Origin of the sequence: Delftia sp. CH05, assembly GCF_009827015.1 — a bacterium.
Lineage (GTDB): Bacteria > Pseudomonadota > Gammaproteobacteria > Burkholderiales > Burkholderiaceae_C > Comamonas > Comamonas tsuruhatensis.
Genome location: NZ_WUMG01000017.1, coordinates 82,266 through 104,671 on the forward strand (window position 1 = coordinate 82,266; position 22,406 = coordinate 104,671).

Sequence of the window (22,406 nt, forward strand, 5' to 3'; positions counted from 1 at the left end):
AAATGCCGCAGCTGTTCCTGAACAACTTCCAAACCCAGTTCATTGCCGACGTGCGCGCGGCGCCGCAGACAGGCGCCCCGGCCAGCGAGCTGGACTATGGCGTGCTGCGCGTGTCCGATGGCGCGGCCGGCACGCTGCTGAATCCTCCCGCCGGCGGCTGGTACGTGCTCACGGCCTACAAGCGCAGCGGATCGCTCGAAACCGATTACGAGATCCTGCGCGTTACCGCCGTGGACAACTCGGTGATCGGCGAGTGCCGCCTGACGGTGCTGCGCGGCCAAGAGGGCACGGCGCCCCGGGCCTACAACTCGGGCGACCTGCTGGAGATGCGCATGACGGCCGGGGGTATGCGCGAGGTGGTGCAGACCACGGATGAGCGCATGTCGAATCCGCGTGCACCGACCGGCGCGGCCGGTGGCGTGCTGGCCGGCCAGTTCCCCAACCCTGAGTTTGCCCAGCCCATGGCTTTGGCGGCGGACCTGCTGGGTAAGGTGGACAAGGTGCCAGGCAAGGGCCTGAGTGCCAACGATTTCAGCGACGAGGCAGCGGCAAAGCTCAGTGGCGTGGCGACGGGTGCCACCAAGAACGCGACCGACGCGCAACTGCGGGACCGCAGCACGCACACGGGTGAGCAGGCGATTGCTTCCATCACGGGCTTGCAGACGGCGTTGAACGCAAAGCAAAACAGCAGCACGCTGAAAAGTGATGTCGCATCAGCGTTGAATGCCTCGCCCCAGAAAAGCGTAGTAGACGAGGCAGATGCCTTTTGGTTGGAAGACAGCACTCTGTCTTGGTCGTGGAAAAGAATATCCTGGGCGAATATAAAGAATTCACTCGCTAGCGTATTCATGGCCAGAAGGAGCCTCGGCGGTACTGCTGATAAAAGCCGGCTCATGTCCGATGCAGGAATAGGTACGTTCGATGCCTATGCCAGCGTTACGGGATCAGGGGCTGACTGGCCCCCGTCACCCACGGAAATTGTTTGGTGGAATGTTTTGAGTTACGGGGTTTTTGGGCGTGTCACGCAATTTGCAGCCCAGGCATTCAATACATCACTTGGCCAGCTTTGGGCGAGAAACAAACATGATCTGAGTTGGTCGGATTGGTATCGAATTATCACTACGAAGGCGACTAGTGGATTCATCTCCCATGATGGCGGCCCCATAGGCTATGGGCCAGGCTCGGGTGCCACCGTTGTGCAGGCAGGTAACAAATCCAGCGCTGTTTATATTAATAAAGTCACTGGGAAGATCACGACACACAACCAGAGCCTTCCTGCTGGTCAAGGTGTCTATTTTGTGGTCTATAACGACTTTGTCACTTCAGATGATGTTGTTCACGTTACTTTGAATAACTACGGAAATATTAATGGATTGAACTACAACGTATGGGGTACTGCTTCTTCCTCAAACGGTGTGTTTTTTGTGTGTTTGAGAAATATTTCTAGTGCGGCTTTGGCGGAATCGGTTGTACTTAATTTTGTTGTTCACAAGGGTTCTTCAATATGAACAAAGTTAAATTAATTGTCTATAAAAACAAAGTCGCTATCGAGGTCACTTGGTTCAATGAAGATGATTCGATACACAAGTGCCGTATCTATGCCAACAGCCAAATGCAGGAGTTGAGGGCCGACCTGGGGGCTGTGTCAGCAGAGCATGAAAAGACCATTGCCGAAGTCGCTGAGGCCCATCTGCCAACTCCTGGCGAAACGCTGCCCGTGCCCCTGACCATCACCCGAGCCCAGGGCAAGGCGGCGCTGATCCAGGCCGGCCTGTGGCCGCAGGTGCTGGCTTTCGTGGCCGGCATCGAAGATCCCAACGAGAAGCTGCTGGCCGAGGTCGCGCTGAACGACACGGTGAACTGGGAGCGCAGCAGCCCCTTCCTCGCGCGTGTGGCCGTGGCGCTGGGCCTGAGCGAGCAGCAGCTCGATGAGCTGTTCATCGCGGCGGCGGCCATCGTGCTGTAGCGGCCTGTCCGAGCTGGTGCCAAGCCTGCCACGGTAGCAGGCCATGACCACCTACAAGCTGTCCGCATTCCCGGGCGAGGCGCCCAGCGTGTCCGACCGCGCGCTGGGCGCGAACTTCGCCCGGGAGCACTTCAACCTCTTTCTGCCCAGCGCCGAGTTCTGGCCGCTGGCCACCGACCGGCGCCACTCGGCATGCCTGGCCGGCACCCGCACGCTGCACCGCTTCGCGCGCGATGCCAGCGGCGCCGTGGTGCAGAACCCGGCCGCGCCCATCCGCTCCTGGGTGCAGGAGCTGTCCCTGGTCAAGGGCCAGATCAACGACGAGGCCACCGAGCGCACCTACCAGACCACCAACGACGGCAGCGCGGCGCCGCGTGCGCTGGACGTGCGCGGAAACGACCGGCTGCTGGGCGTGGTGCGCCCGGTCAAGCCCACGGTCACGCTGCAGGTGGTGGACGAGTTCACGACCGAGGAGGCCAAGACCTGGCTGTATGGCGAATTCGCCGAGCTGGTGCGCGCGGACCTGCTGGCCACGGTGATCCAGCACGAGGGCCACCAGGAGGCGATCCGCTGGGATGCCAATGGCAAGGCCTACGCCGGCGCCACGTCCAACTACGGGCTGTCCCTGTCTACCGCCGTAGGCGCTGGCGCCTTGGCTGGCAACCTCTACGCCGTGGTCACGGCGGCCCGTGCGGCTGCGTGCGAGATGGACACTACACGCCTGGGTGCCGTCAAGACAGCCAGCGGCTGGGCCATCCCTTTGGCCGCCATGCCCTTCAGTTACCCGTTCCGCCGGCCCGCTCTGGTGGAGGCGCTGCAGCAGCATGAGTTTCCGGACACGGCCGGCGAGCGCTCCGGTGAAACCGTGCTCACGGCCGACCATGCCGCCAAGCTGGCCGACTTGGTGGAGGAGGCCGTGGCCCCGGGCACCAAGTGCGCCAACTGGCGCAGCGAACTGGACAAGCTGGTGAAGGAGTTCGCCGACCTGGGCCTGGCCAAGGCCTGGGCCACGCCCGGCGCTGCGCCCGTGAAGCCCAGCGAGCCCAAGGCCGCGCAGTACTACTTCGACTCCGACAACAACGCCATCGAGCACGCCGACTGGGTGCAGTACCGGCGCGACCTGGAGGCCTACTACAAGTCCCTGGACACCTACACGGAAGGCAAGACCGCTGCCACCTCGCAGGCGGCCAGCCTGAACGCCCGCATGGTGGAGATCCAGCAGCGCTGCAGCACGCTGGTGTCGAGCATCCAGACCCAGCTGGCCAGCCAGTACATCGCGGCCACGGGCGATACGGCCGTGATCGGCACCTGGCTGGACCAGCTGGGCGGCGTGGCCGACCTGGCGGGCAAGACCGTGGAGCGCGTGGTGGACTCGCGCTTTTACGTCGTGGCCTTTGTGACCGACTGGGGCGAGGAGTCCGAGCCGTCGCCCATCTCCGACATGCTGGAGGTGGACCAGAACGACACCGTGACCATCCAGCGGCCCCAGGCCATGACGGGCGAGCAGCATGCCGCGCGCCACGTCGTGAAGTGGCGCATCTACCGCAGCAACGCCTCGGCCGCGGCGGCGGCCTGGCAGCTGGTGCAGGAGCTGCAGATCTCCGTGGCCAGCTTCCTCGATGACAAGAAGGGCGAGGAGCTGGACAGCCTGCAGCCGCAGTTCACCTGGGCCGCGCCCCCGTACCGCATGGACAGCCAGTACGAGGGCGACAACAAGCCCAGCGTGGGCGCCAACCCCTACCTGCGCGGGCTCACGGGCATGCCCAACGGCATCATGGCCGGCTTCATCGACAACACCGTGGCGTTCTGCGAGCCCTATGTGCCCTACGCCTGGCCCGTGGACTACCAGGTCACGACCGAGTGGCCCATCGTGGGCATGGCCGTGTTCGACCAGACGCTGTTCGTGGGCACGGCCGGCAATCCGTACTTCGTGACGGGCGCGCACTCGGCGCAGATGTCGGCCATCAAGCTCGACAGCAACCAGTCCTGCAGCGCGCGCCGCTCCATCGTGCCCGTGCAGGGCGGCGTGCTCTATGCCTCGCCCGATGGCCTGTGCCTGGCCAGCCCGGGCGGCGTGCAGGTGGTGACGCGGCAGCTGATCGCGCGCCAGGACTGGCAGCGCATGCAGCCGGCCAGCATGTTCGCGGCCGAGCACGAGGGCGTCTACTACCTGTTCTACGCCGGGGCCGGTGGCGGCTGCCTGGCGTTCAGCGCGCAGGACGGGGCCAAGCTCGGCCATACCGACCTGGGCGGCGCCACAGTGACGGCGGTTTGGGTGGACCGCTTCAACGACCTCATGTACGTGGCGCGCGGCCAGGACATCCTGGAATGCTTCACGGGCGAGGCGCTGCGCACGGCGCGCTGGCGCACAGGCCTGGCCACCCAGGGCCAGCAGCTGCCGCTGGCCTGGGCCAAGGTCTACGGCCTGCAGGACGTCCAGCACCCGATCACCCTGCGCCTGTGGGGCGACGGCCAGCTGCAGCACACGGCCCAGTTCACCGACCTGCAGCCGCAGCGCCTGCCGCCCGGGCGCTGGCTGGAGCACCAGGTGGAGATCGAGGGCGCGGCCCGCGTCACCAGCGTGGTGCTGTGCTCGACCACGGAGGAGCTGCGCAGCGTATGACCAACCGCAAGAAGATCGACACGGGCGCGGCCCGCCTCCCGGCCCTGGCCCGGGTCAACGTCCAGGACAAGGCCCTGTCCAACTGGATGCAGGCCGTGACCGAGCACCTGGAAGTGCGCTCCGGCGCCCGGGGCAACGAGTTCGAGCGCGGCGTGACCCTGCGCGAGCTGCTGGACCTGCAGGGCTCGGTGCAGGGCGTCACCCAGCTGCTGGCCACCGACAAGACGCCGGGGGAGGGCGAGATCGTCATCGACCTGGGCGGCGGGCTGTCGGCCACCGTGGCCGTGGAGCGCTTCGCCCAATCCATCATCGAATCGCGCCTGTTCAAGAGCCTGGCCAAGACCCTGGACGACCCCAGCCGCTTCGACCACCTGGCGCAGGAGATCCGCGACGAGCTGCTGCGCTCCATCGCCGACGAGGCCGCCAAGCGCGGCGCCGAGGTGCGCGAGCTGCAGACCGTGGTGCAGACCAACGAGCGCAGCCTGGCCATGGCCGTGCGCGAGGTCACGGCCAGCCTGCGCAACGCCAGCGCAGGCCTGCGCGCCACACAGGCGGCGTTCGCGGACGGCCAGCGGGCCATGGCCACCAACGTGCTGCAGCTGCAGGCGTCGCTGGGGAACTACTACCAGGACGGCAAGCCGGGCCGCGCCATGCTGGAGCAGGAGATGACGGTGCTGGCCGGCTACAGCGAGGGGCTGCGCGCGCAGTACACGCTCAAGGTGCAGGCCGGCGGGGCACTGGCCGGCTACGGCATTGCGGCCGAGGAGGTCAACGGCAAGACCTCCAGCGCCTTCATCATCATGGCCGACAAGTTCGCCATCGTCTCCCCCAGCTACAACGCCGGCCAGATGAGCACGCCGCGGCCCGAAGACGTGGTGTTCGGCGTCGATGGCGATGGCATCTACCTGCAGCGCAACGTCTATCTCAAGGGCAATATGCGCATCGACGGCCTGGGCAAGAAGCTCGTGGACGGGCTGCGCGGCTCGGTGCAGCTGGCGGCCAGCGGCAGCTTCTGGAGCGATGCCACCGCGCGCCAAGCCGTCTGGCAGGCCCTGGGCAACAGCGGCAGCGCGCCCAACACCAACCACCTGATCGTGGGCGATGCCGTGACCATCAGCAACGGCGCCGGCTTCACCCAGACCCGCCACTGGATGGGCACGGCCTGGCTGATCCCGGCGGCCATGCTCAATGGGGACCTGCTGGTGGACGGCACGGTAGCGGCGCGCAAGGTGGACACGCGCGGCCTCACCGTGCGCGACAACGCGGGCAACGTCATCCTGGACGCGAACGGCCTGGACGCGCAATGGCTGCGCAATCTCAAGGCCGCCCAGGTCAATGGCCTGGGGCCGCTGGCCACCAAGGACAAGGCCCGCATCGGCGACACCGTGGCGTTTCCGGACGGCACGACGCTGAACACCAGCGACTTCATCAACCGGCTGCAGCGCATCACGTCCAACAACATCGGCGTGTTCATGGACACGGCGGCCATTGGTACGGCCTATATCGGGCAGGCGGCCGTGGGCACGCTGCAAATCGCGGGCGGCTCGGTCACGTCCATGGCCAGCGGCGCAGGCGGCATGACCACGATCTACGGCGATAGAGAGGTTGAGCTGTGTTCGGCCTGGGTGAACAACGCCGCTGGCGGCTCCGGCGTGGTGGTCATCGCCCTGGTCAATGCCATGCCCGTGAACAGCAACGGCAGCCTGAGCCTCACCATATACCGGGGCGATATTGGCTTGCAGTACACCGGCACGTCGATGCCCAACGGCTACCGGACTTCGGCGCACAACAGCTGCTTCGACAGCAGCCCGCCGTCTGGCTGGACCTCCTACCGCCTCATGGCGCGGGCCGGCCCCGGCGAGACGGTCACGGTGTTTCTGTCCAACATCGTGGCCACGGGAGGACGCCGATGATCCACTTTATCCAGATCGACGGCGCCGGCCGCATCCTGCGCTCGGGCAGCGCGCCGTGCCGCCACCTCAAGGATCTGCCCGGAGCGAACGGCAGCTTTCGCCGCGTGCCGCATCCCGTGCCGGACCCGAACGGCTTCTATTGGGACGGTGGCCTGGTGGCTGTGCCGGCGGCGCCCAGCTCGTTCCACCGCTTCGACGTGGCCAGCAGGTCCTGGACCCTCGACCTGGCCCAGGCCTGGGCGGCCGTGCGTGCCCAGCGCGACGCGCGCCTGGCCGCCTGCGACTGGGTGACGCTGCGCGCACAGGAGACGGGCGACCCTGTGCCCGGCCGGTGGCTGGCCTACCGCCAGGCCCTGCGCGACATCACCGACCAGGCCGACCCGCTGGCCATTGTCTGGCCCACTCCGCCGGCCTGATGCGTGCCAAGCCTGCCACCGTGCTCGGCATGCCCCATTCCCTCGAATATGACCTCGACGCGGTGCTGCCCTTCATGCAGGGCCTGGTGCCGGGCTTGGCCCGCTCCCAGGACATGCGCGCCATTGGCCTGCGCCGTGGTGGCCAGCTGGTGGCTGGAGTGCTCTACGAAGGCTTTAACGGCCGCAACCTCTGGATGCACGTCGCGGCCGAGCCCGGCGCGCGCTGGCTCGTGCGCGACTACCTGCGTGCCTGCTTTGCCTATCCATTTTTGGTGTGCGGCGTGGAGCGCGTGAGCGGCTACGTGAACGAGAGCAACGCCTTGGCGCGGCGCTTCAACGAGCACCTGGGATTTCGTGAGGAGGCCCGGTTAAATGGAGCGGCGCCGGATGGCAGCGATGTCATCATAATGACTATGTGGAAGCAACAGTGTGCGTATCTGCACATATATGGACACACAGTGAGTGTCTAGGTTTTCTGAAGATTCTTGGATTTTATGGATTGCCAAATTGAATATGGGTTCGCTGGTTTTGTCAGGTGAGCATCAAAGCCCATTTCTGTTGTTCTTTCTCTTTCTTTCTTTTCGCCCCATCCAGTCAAAGCGATTAATTGGATGTTAGAGAATTTTCTATTGCTGCGGATTGTTCTGGCAACTTCGTAACCGTCCATATTGGGCATACCAAGATCTAACAGCACTACGTTGAATTCCCTTATTTCAAGTATATTAAGCGCGTCTACGCCGCTATAGCAGGTTTCCGTTTTCGCCCCATGTGTCTGCAAAAGCATTGACATTGACATTGCTGCATCATGGTTGTCGTCAACCACAAGAATTTTTAGGCCTGTGAAAGCCTTTGCGGGCATTGACTGGACTGTTGAGGAAGTTGGCGCGGATATGTTTGCAAGCGGAAGCAGAACGGTGAATGTTGTTCCTTTATTCAATCCTTGACTAAACGCGGAGATGGAGCCATTATGCTTTTCCACTAATCGTTTGGCTAAATTTAGCCCTATTCCCAGACCACTTGTACTGCCTCCGGGACTTGCGACTTGACTGAATAAGTTGAATATTTTTTGAAAATTATCTTCTTGCAGACCAATACCGGTATCTGTTATTTGAACAATAACTTCAGAATCTATGACTTTAACAACTGCATCAATATTTCCCCCAGTAGGAGTAAATTTGCAAGCATTATTGATTATGTTTGTAAACACCTGCGCCAAGCGTACGCTATCACCATATATCGGAATAGATGTATCTTCCATGTGAAGGCTAAATGCATGGTTCTTTTTATCTATCTCAGGCTTGCAAGTTTCGTAGGCGGAATGTAGTATATTTTTTATGTCCGCAAGTTCCGGCTTTATGGTAACTAGCCCTCTATTTATTCGCATGACGTCTAGCAGCTCATCTACAAGCCGAGTCATATGCTTAGTTTGCCGAAACATCATTTCAAAAATGCGAGCTTGCTTTGAATTGTGTTCGCTTCTTGTTAATAACTGAAGACCAGCGCTTATTGGCGCAAGCGGGTTTCTTAGCTCATGGGCTAGCGTAGCAAGAAAAATATCCTTTCGTTCGTTCGCTTCTCTTAAGTATTTTTCGGCGCGTGCACGTTCAACAGCATCCCAACTACGGGAGGCTATTTCTCTAAGGAGTACCTGTTCACGCTCGCTCCATTTTCGCGGAGAGGTTTGTTGGGCAAAGAAAGAGCCAACCCATGATCCTTGCTTCATCAACGGTGCAGTGAGGCAAGCACGAACACCCCCTATTGCGTCGAAAGCTGTGCGTGAAAGCTGTGTGCGCGGGTCTGTGTCAACGTCGTCTATTACAACATTATTGCCGAGACGATAAAGGGAAATTAAGTCTTCCCCAAAATCTGCGCACTGATGTCGTCCAAGCGCATTGGCCATAACGCCGTCGGTCCAGCATGTTGTAATATCCAGATATTTCCCGCAAGTTGAAACCTCGGCAAAGCCGCATCGTCCTACTCCAAGCATAAGCCCCATGCTCTCGGAAGCCCGGGCCATTATTGATTTATCATCGCTTAGAGCGCGGAGGTCATCGGTTAGCCATAGGGAGAAAGTACGTATTTCTTGATAGCTTCGTATATTGGCGTCGAGATTGCGTCGGAGTGAAATATCTTTCATTGAAACCATAATCCTAGGCTTATTGCTGTTGGATAATAGTCGGGTAACTAAAACTTCAAGAAAAACGGAAATAGATTTGGCGTCCTTTTCAATTCTTTTGGCGGTGCCGCTGGTAAGAACCTCGTCGAATACATCGTACCAAATCTCGTCGCTATTTGGAAAGGATTGTCTAAGCGTTTTGCCGATTGCAACGGTATTGCCCAAAAGTTGAATAGCGTTTTTATTTGCAATAATGTAGCGCCAATCTCTTTCGGAATTTGACCCCGCGTCAATACGTTCCAGAACGACAATGCAGTCATCGGTACATTCTACAATCTCACGAAGTAGATCTAGCTCTTCGAGTGCGTTTGGGTTTTTTTTGTTGTCGCTGGAAAGGCTTTGGGGCTGCATTAGAAAATCGATTCTTTTGTAGAATTAAGATCCGGAATAAAAAAATTTTGCCACTTTCTGCTTTCACGGAAAGTATTGCACTATTGATAACATAAAAGGTCAGTAAATAGCGGAGTAAAAAGTTAATTCTTTTGTAGGCTATTGCCTACACTCTCCCGTGCCAAGCCTGCCACGCTGGGAGGCGAAGGAGTTTCCGATGGCACGTTGGCACAGAACTGAGTTTGAATTTTTGCCCTCTCTGGCATTTCGTCCACGAGGCGGGGGCTCAATGACGCTGGAAGGCGGCAAGGGTAGCAGCACGCCTGCCCCGGACCCGCGTCTGGTAGAAGCCCAGGTGAAAAACCTGGGCATCCAGGACGACATGATTCAGCAGATCATCGGCAACGCGAACGACATGGCGCCGCTGCAGAAGGAGCAGACGCAGTTCGCGCTGGACACGTCCCGCACGGCCTGGGAGCAGTCTCAGGCCGACCGCGACTATGCGCTGGGGCGCCGCGACAAGCTGACGGGCCTGCAGGACACCATGATCGAGGATGCGCGCACCTTCGACACGGAGGGCAAGCGCGAGGAACTGGCCGGCCAGGCGGCTGCCGATGTCTCCAACGCCTACGAAAGCGCCAAGCGCACGCAGGGCGCAGAGATGGCCCGCATGGGCATCAACCCCGCTGATGGAAAATATGGTGCCGCGTCCAATGCGCTGGCCGCTGGTGAAGCGCTGGCCACAGCGACAGGCAAGAACTCGGCCCGAACCGCTGCGCGTGCAGAAGGGCGGGCGCTGACGGACCGGGCCTCGAATGCCTTGGCCGGCTATCCTGCCATGGGCATGCAGACGACGGCGGCCACGGCCGGCTACGGCGCCTCGGGCCAGAACATCGCCAACACCGGCCTGGCCGGCCTGAACTCCGGCTACGGGCAGGCGGCGGGCATGGCGGGGAGCGCCGGCAACAGCGCGGCCAACATGTGGGGCCAGCAGTCCCAGGCCTACCAGCAGTCGCAGGCCACCCAGGGGGCCGGGACGGGTGCCATCGTGGGCGCGGGCTTGTCTGCTGCGGCCATGTTCTTCTGATGCGGGCTGCAGACATTGCCGACAGCGTGGGCCAGGCGATTACCGGCCGGCGCGCTGCATTGCATTTCAGTGGGGGCAAAGACTCGCTGGCATGCCTGTATCTGCTGCGTCCTCTGGTGGAGCAGGGCCTGCCGGTCTACTGGCTTTCCACGGGCGACACCATCCCGGAAACACGCGCGGTCGTGGACCAAGTGCGCGCGTGGATTCCAGATCTGCGCACCGTGCAGACGGACGTGCTCGCCTGGAAAGCAGCCCATGGCATCCCGAGCGACGTGACCACGGCGCAATCGAGCTGGATCGGCCGCGCCTACGGCATGAGCGACACGCCCCTGGTGGGCCGCATGGACTGCTGCGTGGCCAACCTGATGCAGCCCATGCACCAGCGCATGCTGGCCGACGGCATCGAGGTGGTGATTCGCGGCACCAAGTTGGCCGACACCGGCCAGGTGCCGGCGCGCGGCCCAGGCGATGCCTACGAGGTTTTGCTGCCGCTGCTGCACTGGAGCCATGACCAGGTGTTCCAGTTTCTGCAGGACGTGGGCGCCCCGTGCAATGCCGTCTACGACACCTTCCGTGCCATCAGCGCGCCCGAATGCCTGCACTGCAGTGCATGGTGGGACGACGGCAAGGCCGCCTATCTCAAGCAGCTGCACCCCGACAAGGTGGGGCAGTACCGAGTGAATCTGCAGACCATTCGCGCCGAACTGGCGCGCCGGGTGCAGGAGTTGGACAGTGAATTGAAGGAGTGCGAACAATGAATTTGGGAAGTGGTTTCGCTGCAGGCCTGGCACAGGGCCAGCAATTTACGAGGGGCATTGCTGATGCCTATCGCGCCGGTCAGCAAATGAACGATGCGCGCGACCAGGCGGCGCAGAAAGAGGCGTTGAAGGGCATTGCCAGTGCCACAGCCGTGGAGTCCACGGGCTACACCGCCGACCAGGGCAAGGAACTGGAAGGCCTGGCCTCCAACGGCTACAAGATCGACTTTGATGGCGCGCAGAAGGCCTATGTCGCGCGCAACGATGCGGGCGACACCAAGACCATCGCCATGCAGGGGGTGACCGACTTCATGGGCGAGCGCTCGGCGGGGTCGATGAGCCGCGAGCAGCAGGACAGCACGCGCATGCTGGCCATGGCCGACGTGGTCGGCCGCACGGACCCCGAGCGCGGCCTGCAGATGCGTCAGCAGTTCCGCCAGGGCCAGCACGCTGAAAAGCGCCAGGCGCGCGAGGAAAAGCAGTGGGCCAGAGAGGATGGCATCGAGGCCCTGGACAAGGAGCTGGGCCAGGCCTTCGAGTCCTCGCTGATAGGAGAGGACGGCAAGCGCCGAGCCCCCACGGCCACGGACTACCTGCAGTCCAACCAGCAGCGTGCGTTCAAGCTGGCCCAGGGCGGCTACATGGCCGAAGCGGAAAAGGCGTTCAAGGACAATCTTTCGACCGCCCACATCAAGATCCAGATGGACGCGGCCGAGCGCAAACAGGCGCTCGGCCCCGCGATGGCCGCATTGGGCAGCGGGGACTATGGCGCCGTCGCCGAGTTCTACAACCGCTTCGTGCCCAGCGGCGCGAAGGTCACGGGCATCGAGGCGGACAAGGACGGCGGCCTCGTGATGAACCGCACGGGCATCGATGGCAAGCCCTTGGCGCCGCTGCGTGCCAAGGACCAGCGCGAGGCTATGGCCATGCTCCAGTCCCTGGAGAACCCCGGCGCTCTCTACCAATACAGCCAGGACGAGTTCCGCAATCAGCTGCAGTTGAAGGCCGACAAGCGGGCCGATCAGGCCAGCCGCATCGCAGCCGGGGCTGATGCACGCGCTGCAGCAGCACACAAGCTCACCATGCAGGAGAAAGCCGAGAATCTCAAACAGAAGCGAGAGTTGCCCAGCATCCGCGAGGCACTGGCAAGGGAGGCAGACCCATCCATCTCGGAAGCCAAGATCCGGGGTGTGCGCGCGGGCATCGTGCCGGCACCAGGGGCTGACAAAGCCAAGGCCAAGTACGACTACGACCCTGTGAAGGTGCAAAAGGCATTTGGGGAAACCATCTCCGCCCGGTATGCGGGAGAGAAGGACACCGTGAAGCGCGATATGGACAAGGAGCGGCGCTTCCAGGAGTTCATGGCCGACAACCCGAATATTCGGGACGTGGACGAGGGGCTGGTGAAGTTCAACGCTGTTGACGTGAAGCGCACGAGGAGCGAGAAGGCGGGACGTGCCTCGGCCGTGCAGGCCGCCATGACGCCGGAAGCAATTGCTGCGACAGCTAAGAAACACAGCATGTCTGAAGATCAGGTGCGCGACATGCTGCGCTCAAAAGGCCTCATCAAGTAGGCGTGTCTGGGGGGCGTACCAAGCCTGACAGCCTCGACGGTGTTCCATCCGCGAGGTAATGCATGCCCCAGACCCCAAAAAGCACCACCGATGGCGGTGTTGACCTGTTCGAGATTGCCGGTATCGATCCCAGGCCGAAGAAGGAAGCCCAGGCCCCTGCCGGTGACGTGGACCTGTTCGAGTTGGGCGGCATCTCCATCGATGTGCCCAAGCCCAAGCCGCAGGGCATAGGCGGCTATGTGGCAGATGCTGTCACCGACGTGTTCAAACGCGCGGGCGCCGCCGCCCTCTCTGGCGTGGCTGCCGTGCCCGAGGCTGCACAGTCGGGCATTCGCGCCACAGTGCGCAGCGGCGCCGGTGGCGACCCTGCCACTGTCATGCCCGGCGGCGCCTTCATCCCAGGCATTGACACAGACGAGGCCATCAACGGCCCCATGACGCAGCAGCAGCGCGACCGCCGTGAGTTGCAGGCCGAGCGCGCGGCCGTGGGCGTGCGCCTGCCGGGCGCCGAGACGCTGGCCCGTGCCGGCCGCGATGCGCAGAAGGCCATCAACGACACGACCAGCCAGGCCACGCAGGACGCTGTGGCCAACTCCCAGATCACGGGCAACCTGCTCAAGGGCGAGATCGACTTCGGCAAGGACCCGTCCGTGCGCGGCTTCCTGATGCAGGGCGCAGACGTGTTCGGTTCGATGTTCCCCGTGGTGGCCACGGCGCTGGCCACGCGCAGCCCGGGCGCAGCCGGCGCGGTGGGCGGCGCCATGGCAGCGGGCGAGGGCGTGGAGAACGCGCGGGAGTTCATCGCCAAGCAGTCGCACGAGCAGCTGCTGGACACCAGCCCACTGTACCGCCGCATGATCGATGCCGGCGCGGCGCCCGACGAGGCACGCCGCATCACCAGCGCCAAGGCCGAGGACGCCTCGGCGCTGCTGCAGGGCGCCGTGGCCACGTTCGGCGACCGCTTCACCGGCAAGCTGGTGACGGGCGGGCTCGACCCTCTGCTGGCCCGCGTGGCCGGCCGCTCGGTGCTGGGCAAGACAGCGGCCGGTGCTGGCATCTCGGGGCTGGAAGAGGGCACGCAGGAGCTGGCCGAAGGCGTGGCCTCGGACCTGGGCACCAAGAGCGTTGCCCACGGCAAAGAAATCGGCGAGGACTCGGCCGCCAACTTCGTGCTTGGCGCGCTGGGCGGATCTGCACCAGGTGCTGCCCGGGGCGTGGTGGCCGGCGTGAAGGATCGTAGGGGCGGCCAGGCGGATGCTGGCGGGCGCAACACGGTCATCGACGTGACCTACAAGGATGCCGAAGGCAACACGGTCACGGACGTGGCCACGACCGCAGATGCTGGCCAGAGCGACGGCGCTGCAGCTGCGTCTGCTCCGGCACCGGCACCGGCGCCGGCACAGACGGAGCAGCACGCCGAGCAGCAGCGCGTGCAGCAGCCCGATGGCACGCCCGAATCCATGGACAGCACCACGGCTGCCACGCGCCTGGCCGAGCTGGAGGTGATCGACAGCACCACGGGCCTGAACCCGGTGCAGCAGGAGGAGCGTGCAGCACTGGCCCAGCGCCTGGAGCAGGATGCTGCGCGCGAGGCCGAGCTGGAAGCCCTGGGCGATGAGCCCCAGGCCGTGGCCGCCGAAGCTGCTGCGGCCGAACAGGCCCCGGCGTTTGATCCTGGTGCAGTGCGGTCCAAGACCTGGCCCCAGTTCGTGCACGAGCGCGGCGAGAAGGTGGCCACCCTGCGCCGGGGCACGCCCATCTGGGACCAGCTGCAGCACGAATGGGCCGCAGTGAAGACACGCCGCGCCGGCGCCAACCCCGAGGGCACGGGCGCCGCCGGCACGCCCGTGCAGGAGATCCAGAACCGCGACCGCAGCCGGCCGGCCAGCGTGGTGCAGATGCAGGGCATGGCCCAGAACCCCGACTACCTGCGGCTGGGCGTCTCGCGCAGCCCCGAATCTGGCGCGCCCATGGTGTTCGCCGTGGGCGACCAGGCCGACGCCGTGCAGGCGCTGGGCCGGGCCGACGTGGCCGTGATGAGCGATGGCCAGCGCGTGCCGTTCCGCTACGGCGTGATGGAGGCGGCCGACGTGCAGCCGTCCAACTTCGCGGACGGCGCCGTCAATCCGCTGTTCGACGCAGCGCACCCGGGCACGGTCAAGGCCTTGAACAACGGCCGCGTGGCAGGCCTGCGCGCTGCCTACGAGCGCGGCACTGCCGACGCCTACCGGCAGGAGCTGGCCGCCGACAGCGACATGCACGGCATCGATCCTGTCTCCATTGGGAACATGCAAGCCCCTGTGCTGGTGCGCCTGTATTCCGAGAAGGACAACCAGATCAACATGGGCGCCAAGAGCCAGAGCCAGGCCCTGGGCCTGTCCGCCACGGAGCAGGCCGCCACGGACGCCGCCCTGGTGGACGGCGGCGTGCTGGATGTGTTCGACAGCGGCGCCCTGGACAGTGCGGCAAACCGGGACTTTGCCCGCGCGTTCATCGGCAAGCTGCAGGAGCAGGGCCAGGACGTGGCCGGCATGATGGATGCGAGCGGCGCGCTCTCACCGGCCGGCGTCACCCGCCTGCAGGCGGCTCTGGTGCACAAGGCCTACGGCGATGGTGACCTTGTTGAATCGCTGTTCGGCTCCACCGACAACGACATCCGCGCCATCGGCGAATCCCTCAAAACCGTAGCTGGAGAGTGGGCCAACCTGCGCCTTGCGGCCGAGCGCGGCGCCATCAACGCCGAGGTGGACGTGACCGAGAACCTGCTGCAGGCCATCCGCCTTGTGCAGAAGGCCCGGCGCGAGCGCGCGGCCCTGCACGATGCCGTGCAGCAGGTGGACATGCTGACGGGCGACGTGCCCGATGCCCTGACGGTGGGCGTGCTGCGCCTGCTGTACAGCGGCCACTACCTAACCCGGCCCGTGGGCCGTGACCGCCTGGTGGAGTCCCTGCGCGCATACATCGCAGCAGCTTTGGCGACCTCTGCCAGCGGTGATATGTTCGGCGAGCAGGTTGGACCTGCCGCAATCCTTGCTGCCCTGAGCGGCCAACCCGTCCCACCGCGACAACAGACCAATGACACAAGCACCGACTCCCAGCAAGCCCCAGCCCCGCAAGGCAGCAGAGAACCCCCTGGCAGCGATGCTGCTGGGGAGCGTGCTGATGCAGCAGGGCCAGAAGCACGGCGACAAGAGCCAGACGGAGCAGGGCGAGCAGCTGCTGGAGATCGCGGAGACGGCCCAGGGCAAGAAGCAGACGCCGCCAGCGGCGCCTTAGCGCCCGCGCTGGAGCTTTCCAGCTACACCCCCGACGAGATCCAGGCCCAGCAGGCTCAGCAGGAGCAGGCCGAGCACAGCCGTGCACGCGATGATGCCAAGGCAGATGCGGACGCGCGGGCCGAGCGCGAACGCAAGGAAGTGGCCGAGCGCCAGGCCGCCAGCGCTGAAAACTTCCAGTTGGGCCAAGACGCGAAGGATGCCCTGAGCGGGCAGCAGGGCGTTTTTGACAAACCGGCCGCCGCTGGGCCAGCGCGGCCAGACACTGCTGCAGCACCTGCAGCACCTGCAGCACCTGCAGCACCTGCAGCACCTGCAGCACCTGCAGTGAGCCAGCGGCCCAAGCTGCGTGACACGCGCGGTACGGGCGTGCGCCTGCATGGCACCAGCCGTCCGCTGCCCGCAGGCGGCCCCACGAATGATGGCGTCTACCGCGGCAACGTCCTCAACATTTACGGCCAGGGCTTCTACACCACAGACGCCGCCGACATCGCCGCCGGCTACACCCGCAAAGGGCAGGGCGGCGAGCCCACGCTGTATGAGATTGCCGAGCACTCTCCTGTCCGCCTTTATGACATGGATGCTCCGATGGAGCCAGAAGTGCAGTCCATGGCCAAGCGCGTTCTGGACGGCCTGGCCCGCGATGAGAACACGGAGACGGGCGAGCGCATCACCACGCTGGCCCAGCTGTTCGACGAGGCGCGCGCCGAGTCTCGCTACGAAGGCGTGAGTGCGGACGAGCTGCAGGAGCGGTTCGACGGCATTCGCTACAACTTGGAGGACATGGGCTATCGCGGGTTTGCGCATGTGGGCGGAGGAAAAACCGGCAGCCAGGCCCACAAGGTGAACATCTATTGGTATCCCGAGGATGATCTGTCCGTCACGCGCAGCGAGCTGTCCCGCTTTGAGGAAGGGGCTCAGCAGCCGGCGGGCGTGCCGTTCAAGCGCGCGGAGAGTTCCGTGGCGCCCACCATGACGGCCGACCTGGCCCAGGAACTGCTGCGCATCGCTGGTGGCTCGGTGCCGGCGGGCGCGCGCCGTGCGCCCCAGGCGCCCATGGCGCGCGTGCAGAAGGTCGTGGACGAAGTGCGCCAGGCCTGGGCCAATGCGCCGCGCATCAACGTGGTGTTCGACCTGCAGGATCCGCGCGTGCCCCAGGAGGCGCGCGACACGGAGCGACTGCAGGCGGCCGAGGGCGCGGAGGGCGTGCCCAAGGGCTTCTACTTCGATGGCGAGGTCTACCTGGTTGCGAGCCAGCTGGCCACGCCGGAGGAAGCGGCTCGCGTGCTGTACCACGAGGCGCTGGGCCACCACGGCCTGCGCGGCGCCTTCGGCGAGAAGCTGGATGCGGTGCTGGACCAGCTCATCGTGGCCCGCCCCCGCGAGGTGCGCGCCAAACTGCAGGAGTATGGCGAGCTGGACGACCTGGTGGGCCGGCGCTACGCGGCCGAGGAGGTGCTGGCCGAGATGGCCGAGACACAGCCGCAGCTCGGCTTTGTCCGCCGCGCCGTCGCCGCCATCCGCGCCTGGCTGCGCACCCATGTGCCCGCGCTGCGCGACCTGGCCATGACGGACGCGGAGATCATCCGCGACTTCATCCTGCCTGCGCGCCGCTGGGTGGAGCGTGGTGCGGCGGCCGCTGCATCGGCGGTGTCGGCACGGCCCAAGTACAGCCTGGACAGCGGCGCTGGCCGGCGGGCGCTGCAGGAGCTGTCCCAGCTGGACGACTTGTTCACCTTGCCAAAGTCGAAGCAAACGGATCTGAAGGCCATCGCCAAGGAGCACGCTCCGGACATCGAGGTGAGCAGGCCGGTGAGCATTGCCGGTCGGCAGGAATACACGTTGAAGATGCCGGATGGCAAGAAGGCCACGCTGTCGGTGCGCCAGCCCAATCCCTACGGAGAGCAGGTCTACGACATGCTCTACACGGCGGAGGGCATGGAGGCCGTGGCCGGCCGGCCAGGCGAGAACCCGGAGGATGTGCCTCCTACCACGGACGTGTGGCTGGATGTGTCCAAGCTGTCCCAGGGGGACTCGGGTGCCATGGCGTACAGCATCGCCGCCACCTTCGCGCACAACACGGACAGCATCTTCATCGGCGATCCTCACGGGCTGAGCAAGACCGCGCTGCGTCGCCGGCTGGAGCAGATGCTGTCCAGCGCCTTGAAGTTCGGCACCACGCGCCACCTGGCGCCACACCCTGACCAGGTGCGCGGTGGTCACGGAGTGCCGGGCCTGCGCTGGATCTACGGGGATGACGTCGGCAATGTGGAGCGCATGATTGCGGCGAGCGTGGCTGCCACGGATAATGCGTTCCCAACCTCCAACCAGATTGAATATGACGCAGACAGTGGATCGTTCCGACTTTCCAATTCCGGGAAGCAACTATCAAGACAGCAACTGGCTGGCTTGGTTGGACAATCCATCCGAGCAAGACGTGCAGTGGCTGGAAGCGGACCGGCAGAAGCGGAAGCTGGCTGGCGAACAGTTGCGCGAGCGGCTGTCTGGCGTGCCCTTCTACGCGGAGAGGGCAGCGCGGGTGAAGGCAATCGACGGGGACGAGGCGCTGTACTGGGAAGGTTTGCTGAGCGGCACGCACAAGTTCTAGGCGACCCCAGCCCCAAGCTGCGCGTTTTCTACAGCCGCGGCCCCGCTGCCGGCGCGGCCACGCCAGAACCCTCCAAGGGCAGGCTGGGCCGTCTGCAGGACAAGGTGGCGGACCTCACCGGCTACCGCTCGGTGGATGACTTCCTGTATTCCTGGCAGGACAAGTTCATCGATCTCAAGCGCATCCAGGAACACATCAAGGCCCTGAACGGCACCGTCAGCGAGACGAACGACGCGTATAGGGGCGAGGAGCTGTACCACAAGCGCGTGGCCAAGCGCACGGCAAACTTCCTGCGCGACGAAGTACAGCCGCTGCTGCGGCGCCTGAACGCCACGGGCATCGCCATCGAGGAGTTGGAACGCTTCCTGCACGCCCGCCACGCTTCCGAAGCCAACCGCGTCATGGCCGAGCGCAACCCCGGCGCCCAGCAGCTGCAGGCCCAGCGCGATGCCGCTGGCAAGACGGTGGAAGATCTACGCCGCCAGCTGCAGCGCGCCCAGGCCCGGGGCATGGCCACTGGCCCGGTGCAGAAGGCGCTGGGCCAGGCCCTCATCGACCAAGACCGCTGGAACAGCGCCGAGGCCTTCGATGGCACCGAGGAGGAACGCCTGTCCCTGTCGGGAATGAGCGATGCTGAGGCCAAGGCGATCATGGACGGCTACAGCCCCGAGCAGCGCCAGGTGCTGGACGAGTTGGCCGCGCGCGTGGACCGCATGAACGAGGGCACCCTAAAGACGCTGGAGAGCTACGGCCTCATGGACCAGGCCACGCTGGCGGCCTGGCGCAAGACCTACCAGCACTACGTGCCCCTGCACCGCGACGAAGCCCATCCGGACAGCAAGGCTCATCCCATCGGCCAGGGTTTCAGCACCAAGGGAGATGCATCGAAGAGGCGCACGGGCTCGAACGAGCGCGTGACCAACATCCTCAGCCACATCGTCATGCAGCGAGAGGCGGCGCTGACGCGCGGCGAAAAGAACAACGTGGTCAAGCGCATGTACCTGCTGGCAGCGCAGAACCCGGACAAAGAGCTGTGGAGCCTGGAACTGCCCAAGAAGAAGGCACTGGACACGGATACGGGCCTGGTCAAGACCATGGTGGATCAGGGCGCCAAGGCGCGCGACAACGTGGTGACGGTGCGCATTGGTGGCAAGGATCGGTACATCGTCTTCAACGAGCGTAACGAGAAGGCCGTGCGCCTCGCCATCGCCATGAAGAACCTGGATGCCATGGAACTGGACCGCTTCACGCGGATTGCGGCCTGGATCACGCGGTGGTTCTCCTCGGTCAACACCCAGTACAACCCTGTGTTCGGGGTCATGAACCTGGCGCGCGACCTGCAGGGCGCCATGCTGCAGCTGTCCACCACGCCACTGGCCGGGAAGCAAGCCGAGGTGTTCCGCAACATCCGGCGAAACACGCGCGCCATCTACAAGGATCTGCGCCGCGAGCGTCGGGAGGAGGGCGCCGGCACGAGCGAATGGGCCAAGCTGTGGGAGCAGCTGCAGCTGGACGGCGGCACCACTGGCTATCGCGACCTGCATGCCGATCCCAAGGACCGCGCCAAGGCACTGCAAAAGGCGCTGGACCAGGCTGGCCTGGGCACGTCAGCTGCCGCCGGCGGCCGGGCCCTGCTGGGCTGGCTGTCCGACTTCAACGAAACGCTGGAGGCGACCACGCGCCTCGGTGTCTACAAGGCCGCGCTGGACCAGGGCATCAGCCGCCAAGAAGCTGCCAGCATCGCCAAGAACATCACGGTGAACTTCAACCGCAAGGGCCGCAACACCTCCGTGGTGGGGGCGCATTTTGCGTTCCTGAATGCGGCGATCCAGGGCAACAAGCGCATGCTGGAGACGCTGGCGGGGCCTGCCGGGCGCAAGATCATGATGGGTGGCGTGGCCCTGGGCATGGCTTCGGCCATGGCGGGGCATTTGATGATGGGCGGCGGCGATGGTGCCGACGACGAATGGAAGAAAATCCCCGAGTTTGTGAAGGAGCGGGCGATCATCATCCCCCTGGGCAGGCAGGACTACGTAGCAATCCCGCTGCCGCTGGGGTTCCATGTGTTCCCAAACATCGGCCGCACCATTGTGGAGATGGCTGTTCATGACGACCCGACCAAGAGCCGAATGGGGCACGTCCTGGACATGGCCGTGCTGGCCCTCGATGCCTACAACCCGCTGGGCGGGTCTGCTGATCTGGGGCAGATGGCGTCGCCCACCTGGTTTGATCCCGCGCTGGCCCTGGCTCGCAACAAGGACTGGACAGGACGGGAGATCTACCGAGAGGACCGGAATTCAAACGACCCGACGCCGGGCGTGAGCCGGGTGAAGGATTCGACTGCGGAGCCTTACCGCTGGATGGCCACCTTTGCCAATGCCGTGACGGGCGGCAACGAATGGCGGCCCGGCGCTGCCAGCCCGACGCCAGAGGCCATCGAGTACTTGGTGGAACAGATCACTGGCGGCGTGGGCCGCGAGTTGAACAAGGCCGTGGCCATGGCCACGTCCGCCTTCACTGGCGAGGAACTGGCGCCGCACCAGGTTGTTCTGGCAGGCCGGCTCTATGGGAACACGCGCGGCGCCAACGGCCAGAGCAACGCCTATTACGAGAACCTCAAGCGAATCAATGTCAGCGAGAACGAGTTCAAGGCCCGCGTTCAGCGCGGCGAGGATGCAGATGCGGTGCTGGCTGACGTTCCTCTGGCCAGGGCCCATGACGCAGCCAAGGCACTGGACAAGAAGATTTCGGATCTCCGCAAGTTCCGCCGCAGCGTACAGGCGAGCGAGGCTGCGGACAAGCGCGATCAGGTCAGGGCTATCAATCAGGAGATTGAGCTGTCCATGCGTCTGCTGAATCACGAAGTACACCGAACGCTAGGGTCAGCGAAAGTCTCTCAATCGTGGGAAGGCAAACGCGAATGACTTCTTGATTAAAGAGTTCAATGTTTTGCATATTGTTTCAGTTGACAATGCTTGACACTTTTAACGCATAACTGTGACCGTGCCCTGCGGTCCTGATGCCCAGCGGAGCTTGCTTGATGACGTTTTCTCTTTCGCGATGGCTGGCAGGGGTCGGCTTTGCTTTCCTACTCTCCTCCAATGCCGCGGCCCAGTGGTCCTACCCACCGGGCAGCTCTCTGGTTGTCCCGCCCGGCGGGGCGGTGGACCTGTCCTGCTCTTCTCTGGACATGCAGGGAACCTTGGATCTGGGCGGCGCGCTGACCGTCGATTCGTCGGCTACGTTCTCCAATACCGCTGCCATCACGAACAGTGGCGGAACGCTGTCGGTGGGCGGGGACCTGCAGATCAACGGATCACTGAATGCCGGCAACAACACGATCGAGCTGCGCGACGGCTGCGATCCGGGCAACACCAGCCAGCTCAGCGGCACCCTGGTCGTGCAGAACCTGACCATCAGGAGCAGCACGGGCCGCACCTTTGTGCTGCCTGTCGGGGCAAATATCACCGTGCTCGGGACGCTGACCGTCGAGGGAGTGCCTGGTCAGCCTGTGGTGCTGCAGGCTGCCAGCGGCACTGCGGTCATCAACCTGGGTCCCGGTGCGACGGTGGTACGCACCAATGCGACGGTTCCGCCCACTGTGCAGATCGGTGCAGGTCCCGGCCCATCGGCTGCGGCCATTCCCACACTGAGCGAGTATGGGTTGGTGCTTCTCTCTC

The 22,406-nt window shown here is 64.1% G+C and carries 12 protein-coding genes; 11 read left to right on the forward strand and 1 reads right to left on the reverse strand.

The window, feature by feature from the left end; translation table 11 throughout:
• The first annotated feature begins 2 nt into the window (after positions 1–2).
• The 6 genes from GRX31_RS15555 to GRX31_RS15580 all read left to right on the forward strand — a co-directional run bounded on the left by GRX31_RS15555 (position 3) and on the right by GRX31_RS15580 (position 7,388).
• The gene (locus tag GRX31_RS15555) at positions 3–1,508 is read left to right on the forward strand and encodes a hypothetical protein (protein WP_160853477.1); all 1,506 of its coding nucleotides are present in this window, start codon (positions 3–5) and stop codon (positions 1,506–1,508) included.
• 104 nt (positions 1,509–1,612) lie between these two features.
• A complete protein-coding gene (locus GRX31_RS15560) occupies positions 1,613–1,966 on the forward strand; it encodes a hypothetical protein (RefSeq protein WP_160853479.1) in 354 nt (117 codons plus the stop codon).
• 43 nt (positions 1,967–2,009) lie between these two features.
• Positions 2,010–4,589, forward strand: coding sequence for a hypothetical protein (locus GRX31_RS15565; RefSeq protein ID WP_160853481.1), 2,580 nt, complete (start codon positions 2,010–2,012; stop codon positions 4,587–4,589).
• A complete protein-coding gene (locus GRX31_RS15570) occupies positions 4,586–6,502 on the forward strand; it encodes a phage tail tip fiber protein (protein WP_160853483.1) in 1,917 nt (638 codons plus the stop codon). The genes GRX31_RS15565 and GRX31_RS15570 overlap by 4 nt, the downstream gene beginning before the upstream one ends.
• Entirely contained in the window at positions 6,499–6,918 is a 420-nt protein-coding gene (locus GRX31_RS15575) for a tail fiber assembly protein (protein ID WP_160853485.1), read from the forward strand. Before GRX31_RS15570 ends, GRX31_RS15575 begins: the two co-directional genes overlap by 4 nt.
• Positions 6,918–7,388, forward strand: coding sequence for an N-acetyltransferase (locus tag GRX31_RS15580; protein WP_160853487.1), 471 nt, complete (start codon positions 6,918–6,920; stop codon positions 7,386–7,388). Before GRX31_RS15575 ends, GRX31_RS15580 begins: the two co-directional genes overlap by 1 nt.
• On the opposite strand, the gene GRX31_RS15585 is transcribed toward GRX31_RS15580, so the two are convergent.
• Positions 7,385–9,445, reverse strand: coding sequence for a hybrid sensor histidine kinase/response regulator (locus GRX31_RS15585; protein WP_160853489.1), 2,061 nt, complete (start codon positions 9,443–9,445; stop codon positions 7,385–7,387). The two genes, GRX31_RS15580 and GRX31_RS15585, sit on opposite strands and share 4 nt — an antisense overlap.
• Positions 9,446–9,713: 268 nt before the next feature.
• Between GRX31_RS15585 and GRX31_RS15590 the strand changes: the two genes are divergently transcribed.
• From GRX31_RS15590 to GRX31_RS15615, 5 genes are all read left to right on the forward strand, one after another.
• Positions 9,714–10,511 (forward strand): hypothetical protein, encoded by a 798-nt coding sequence (locus GRX31_RS15590; RefSeq protein ID WP_237426690.1) that lies wholly within the window; start codon positions 9,714–9,716, stop codon positions 10,509–10,511.
• On the forward strand, positions 10,511–11,269 hold the full coding sequence (locus tag GRX31_RS15595) for a phosphoadenosine phosphosulfate reductase domain-containing protein (RefSeq protein WP_160853493.1): 759 nt from the start codon (positions 10,511–10,513) through the stop codon (positions 11,267–11,269). Before GRX31_RS15590 ends, GRX31_RS15595 begins: the two co-directional genes overlap by 1 nt.
• Positions 11,266–12,843: a hypothetical protein gene (locus GRX31_RS15600; protein ID WP_160853495.1), complete on the forward strand. Its 1,578-nt coding sequence runs from the start codon at positions 11,266–11,268 to the stop codon at positions 12,841–12,843. The genes GRX31_RS15595 and GRX31_RS15600 overlap by 4 nt, the downstream gene beginning before the upstream one ends.
• Positions 12,844–12,905: 62 nt before the next feature.
• Positions 12,906–21,650 (forward strand): LPD38 domain-containing protein, encoded by an 8,745-nt coding sequence (locus GRX31_RS30830; RefSeq protein WP_237426691.1) that lies wholly within the window; start codon positions 12,906–12,908, stop codon positions 21,648–21,650.
• A gap of 116 nt (positions 21,651–21,766) precedes the next feature.
• Positions 21,767–22,406: IPTL-CTERM sorting domain-containing protein (locus GRX31_RS15615; protein ID WP_160853497.1), on the forward strand; the 640-nt coding region annotated here is incomplete at its 3' end.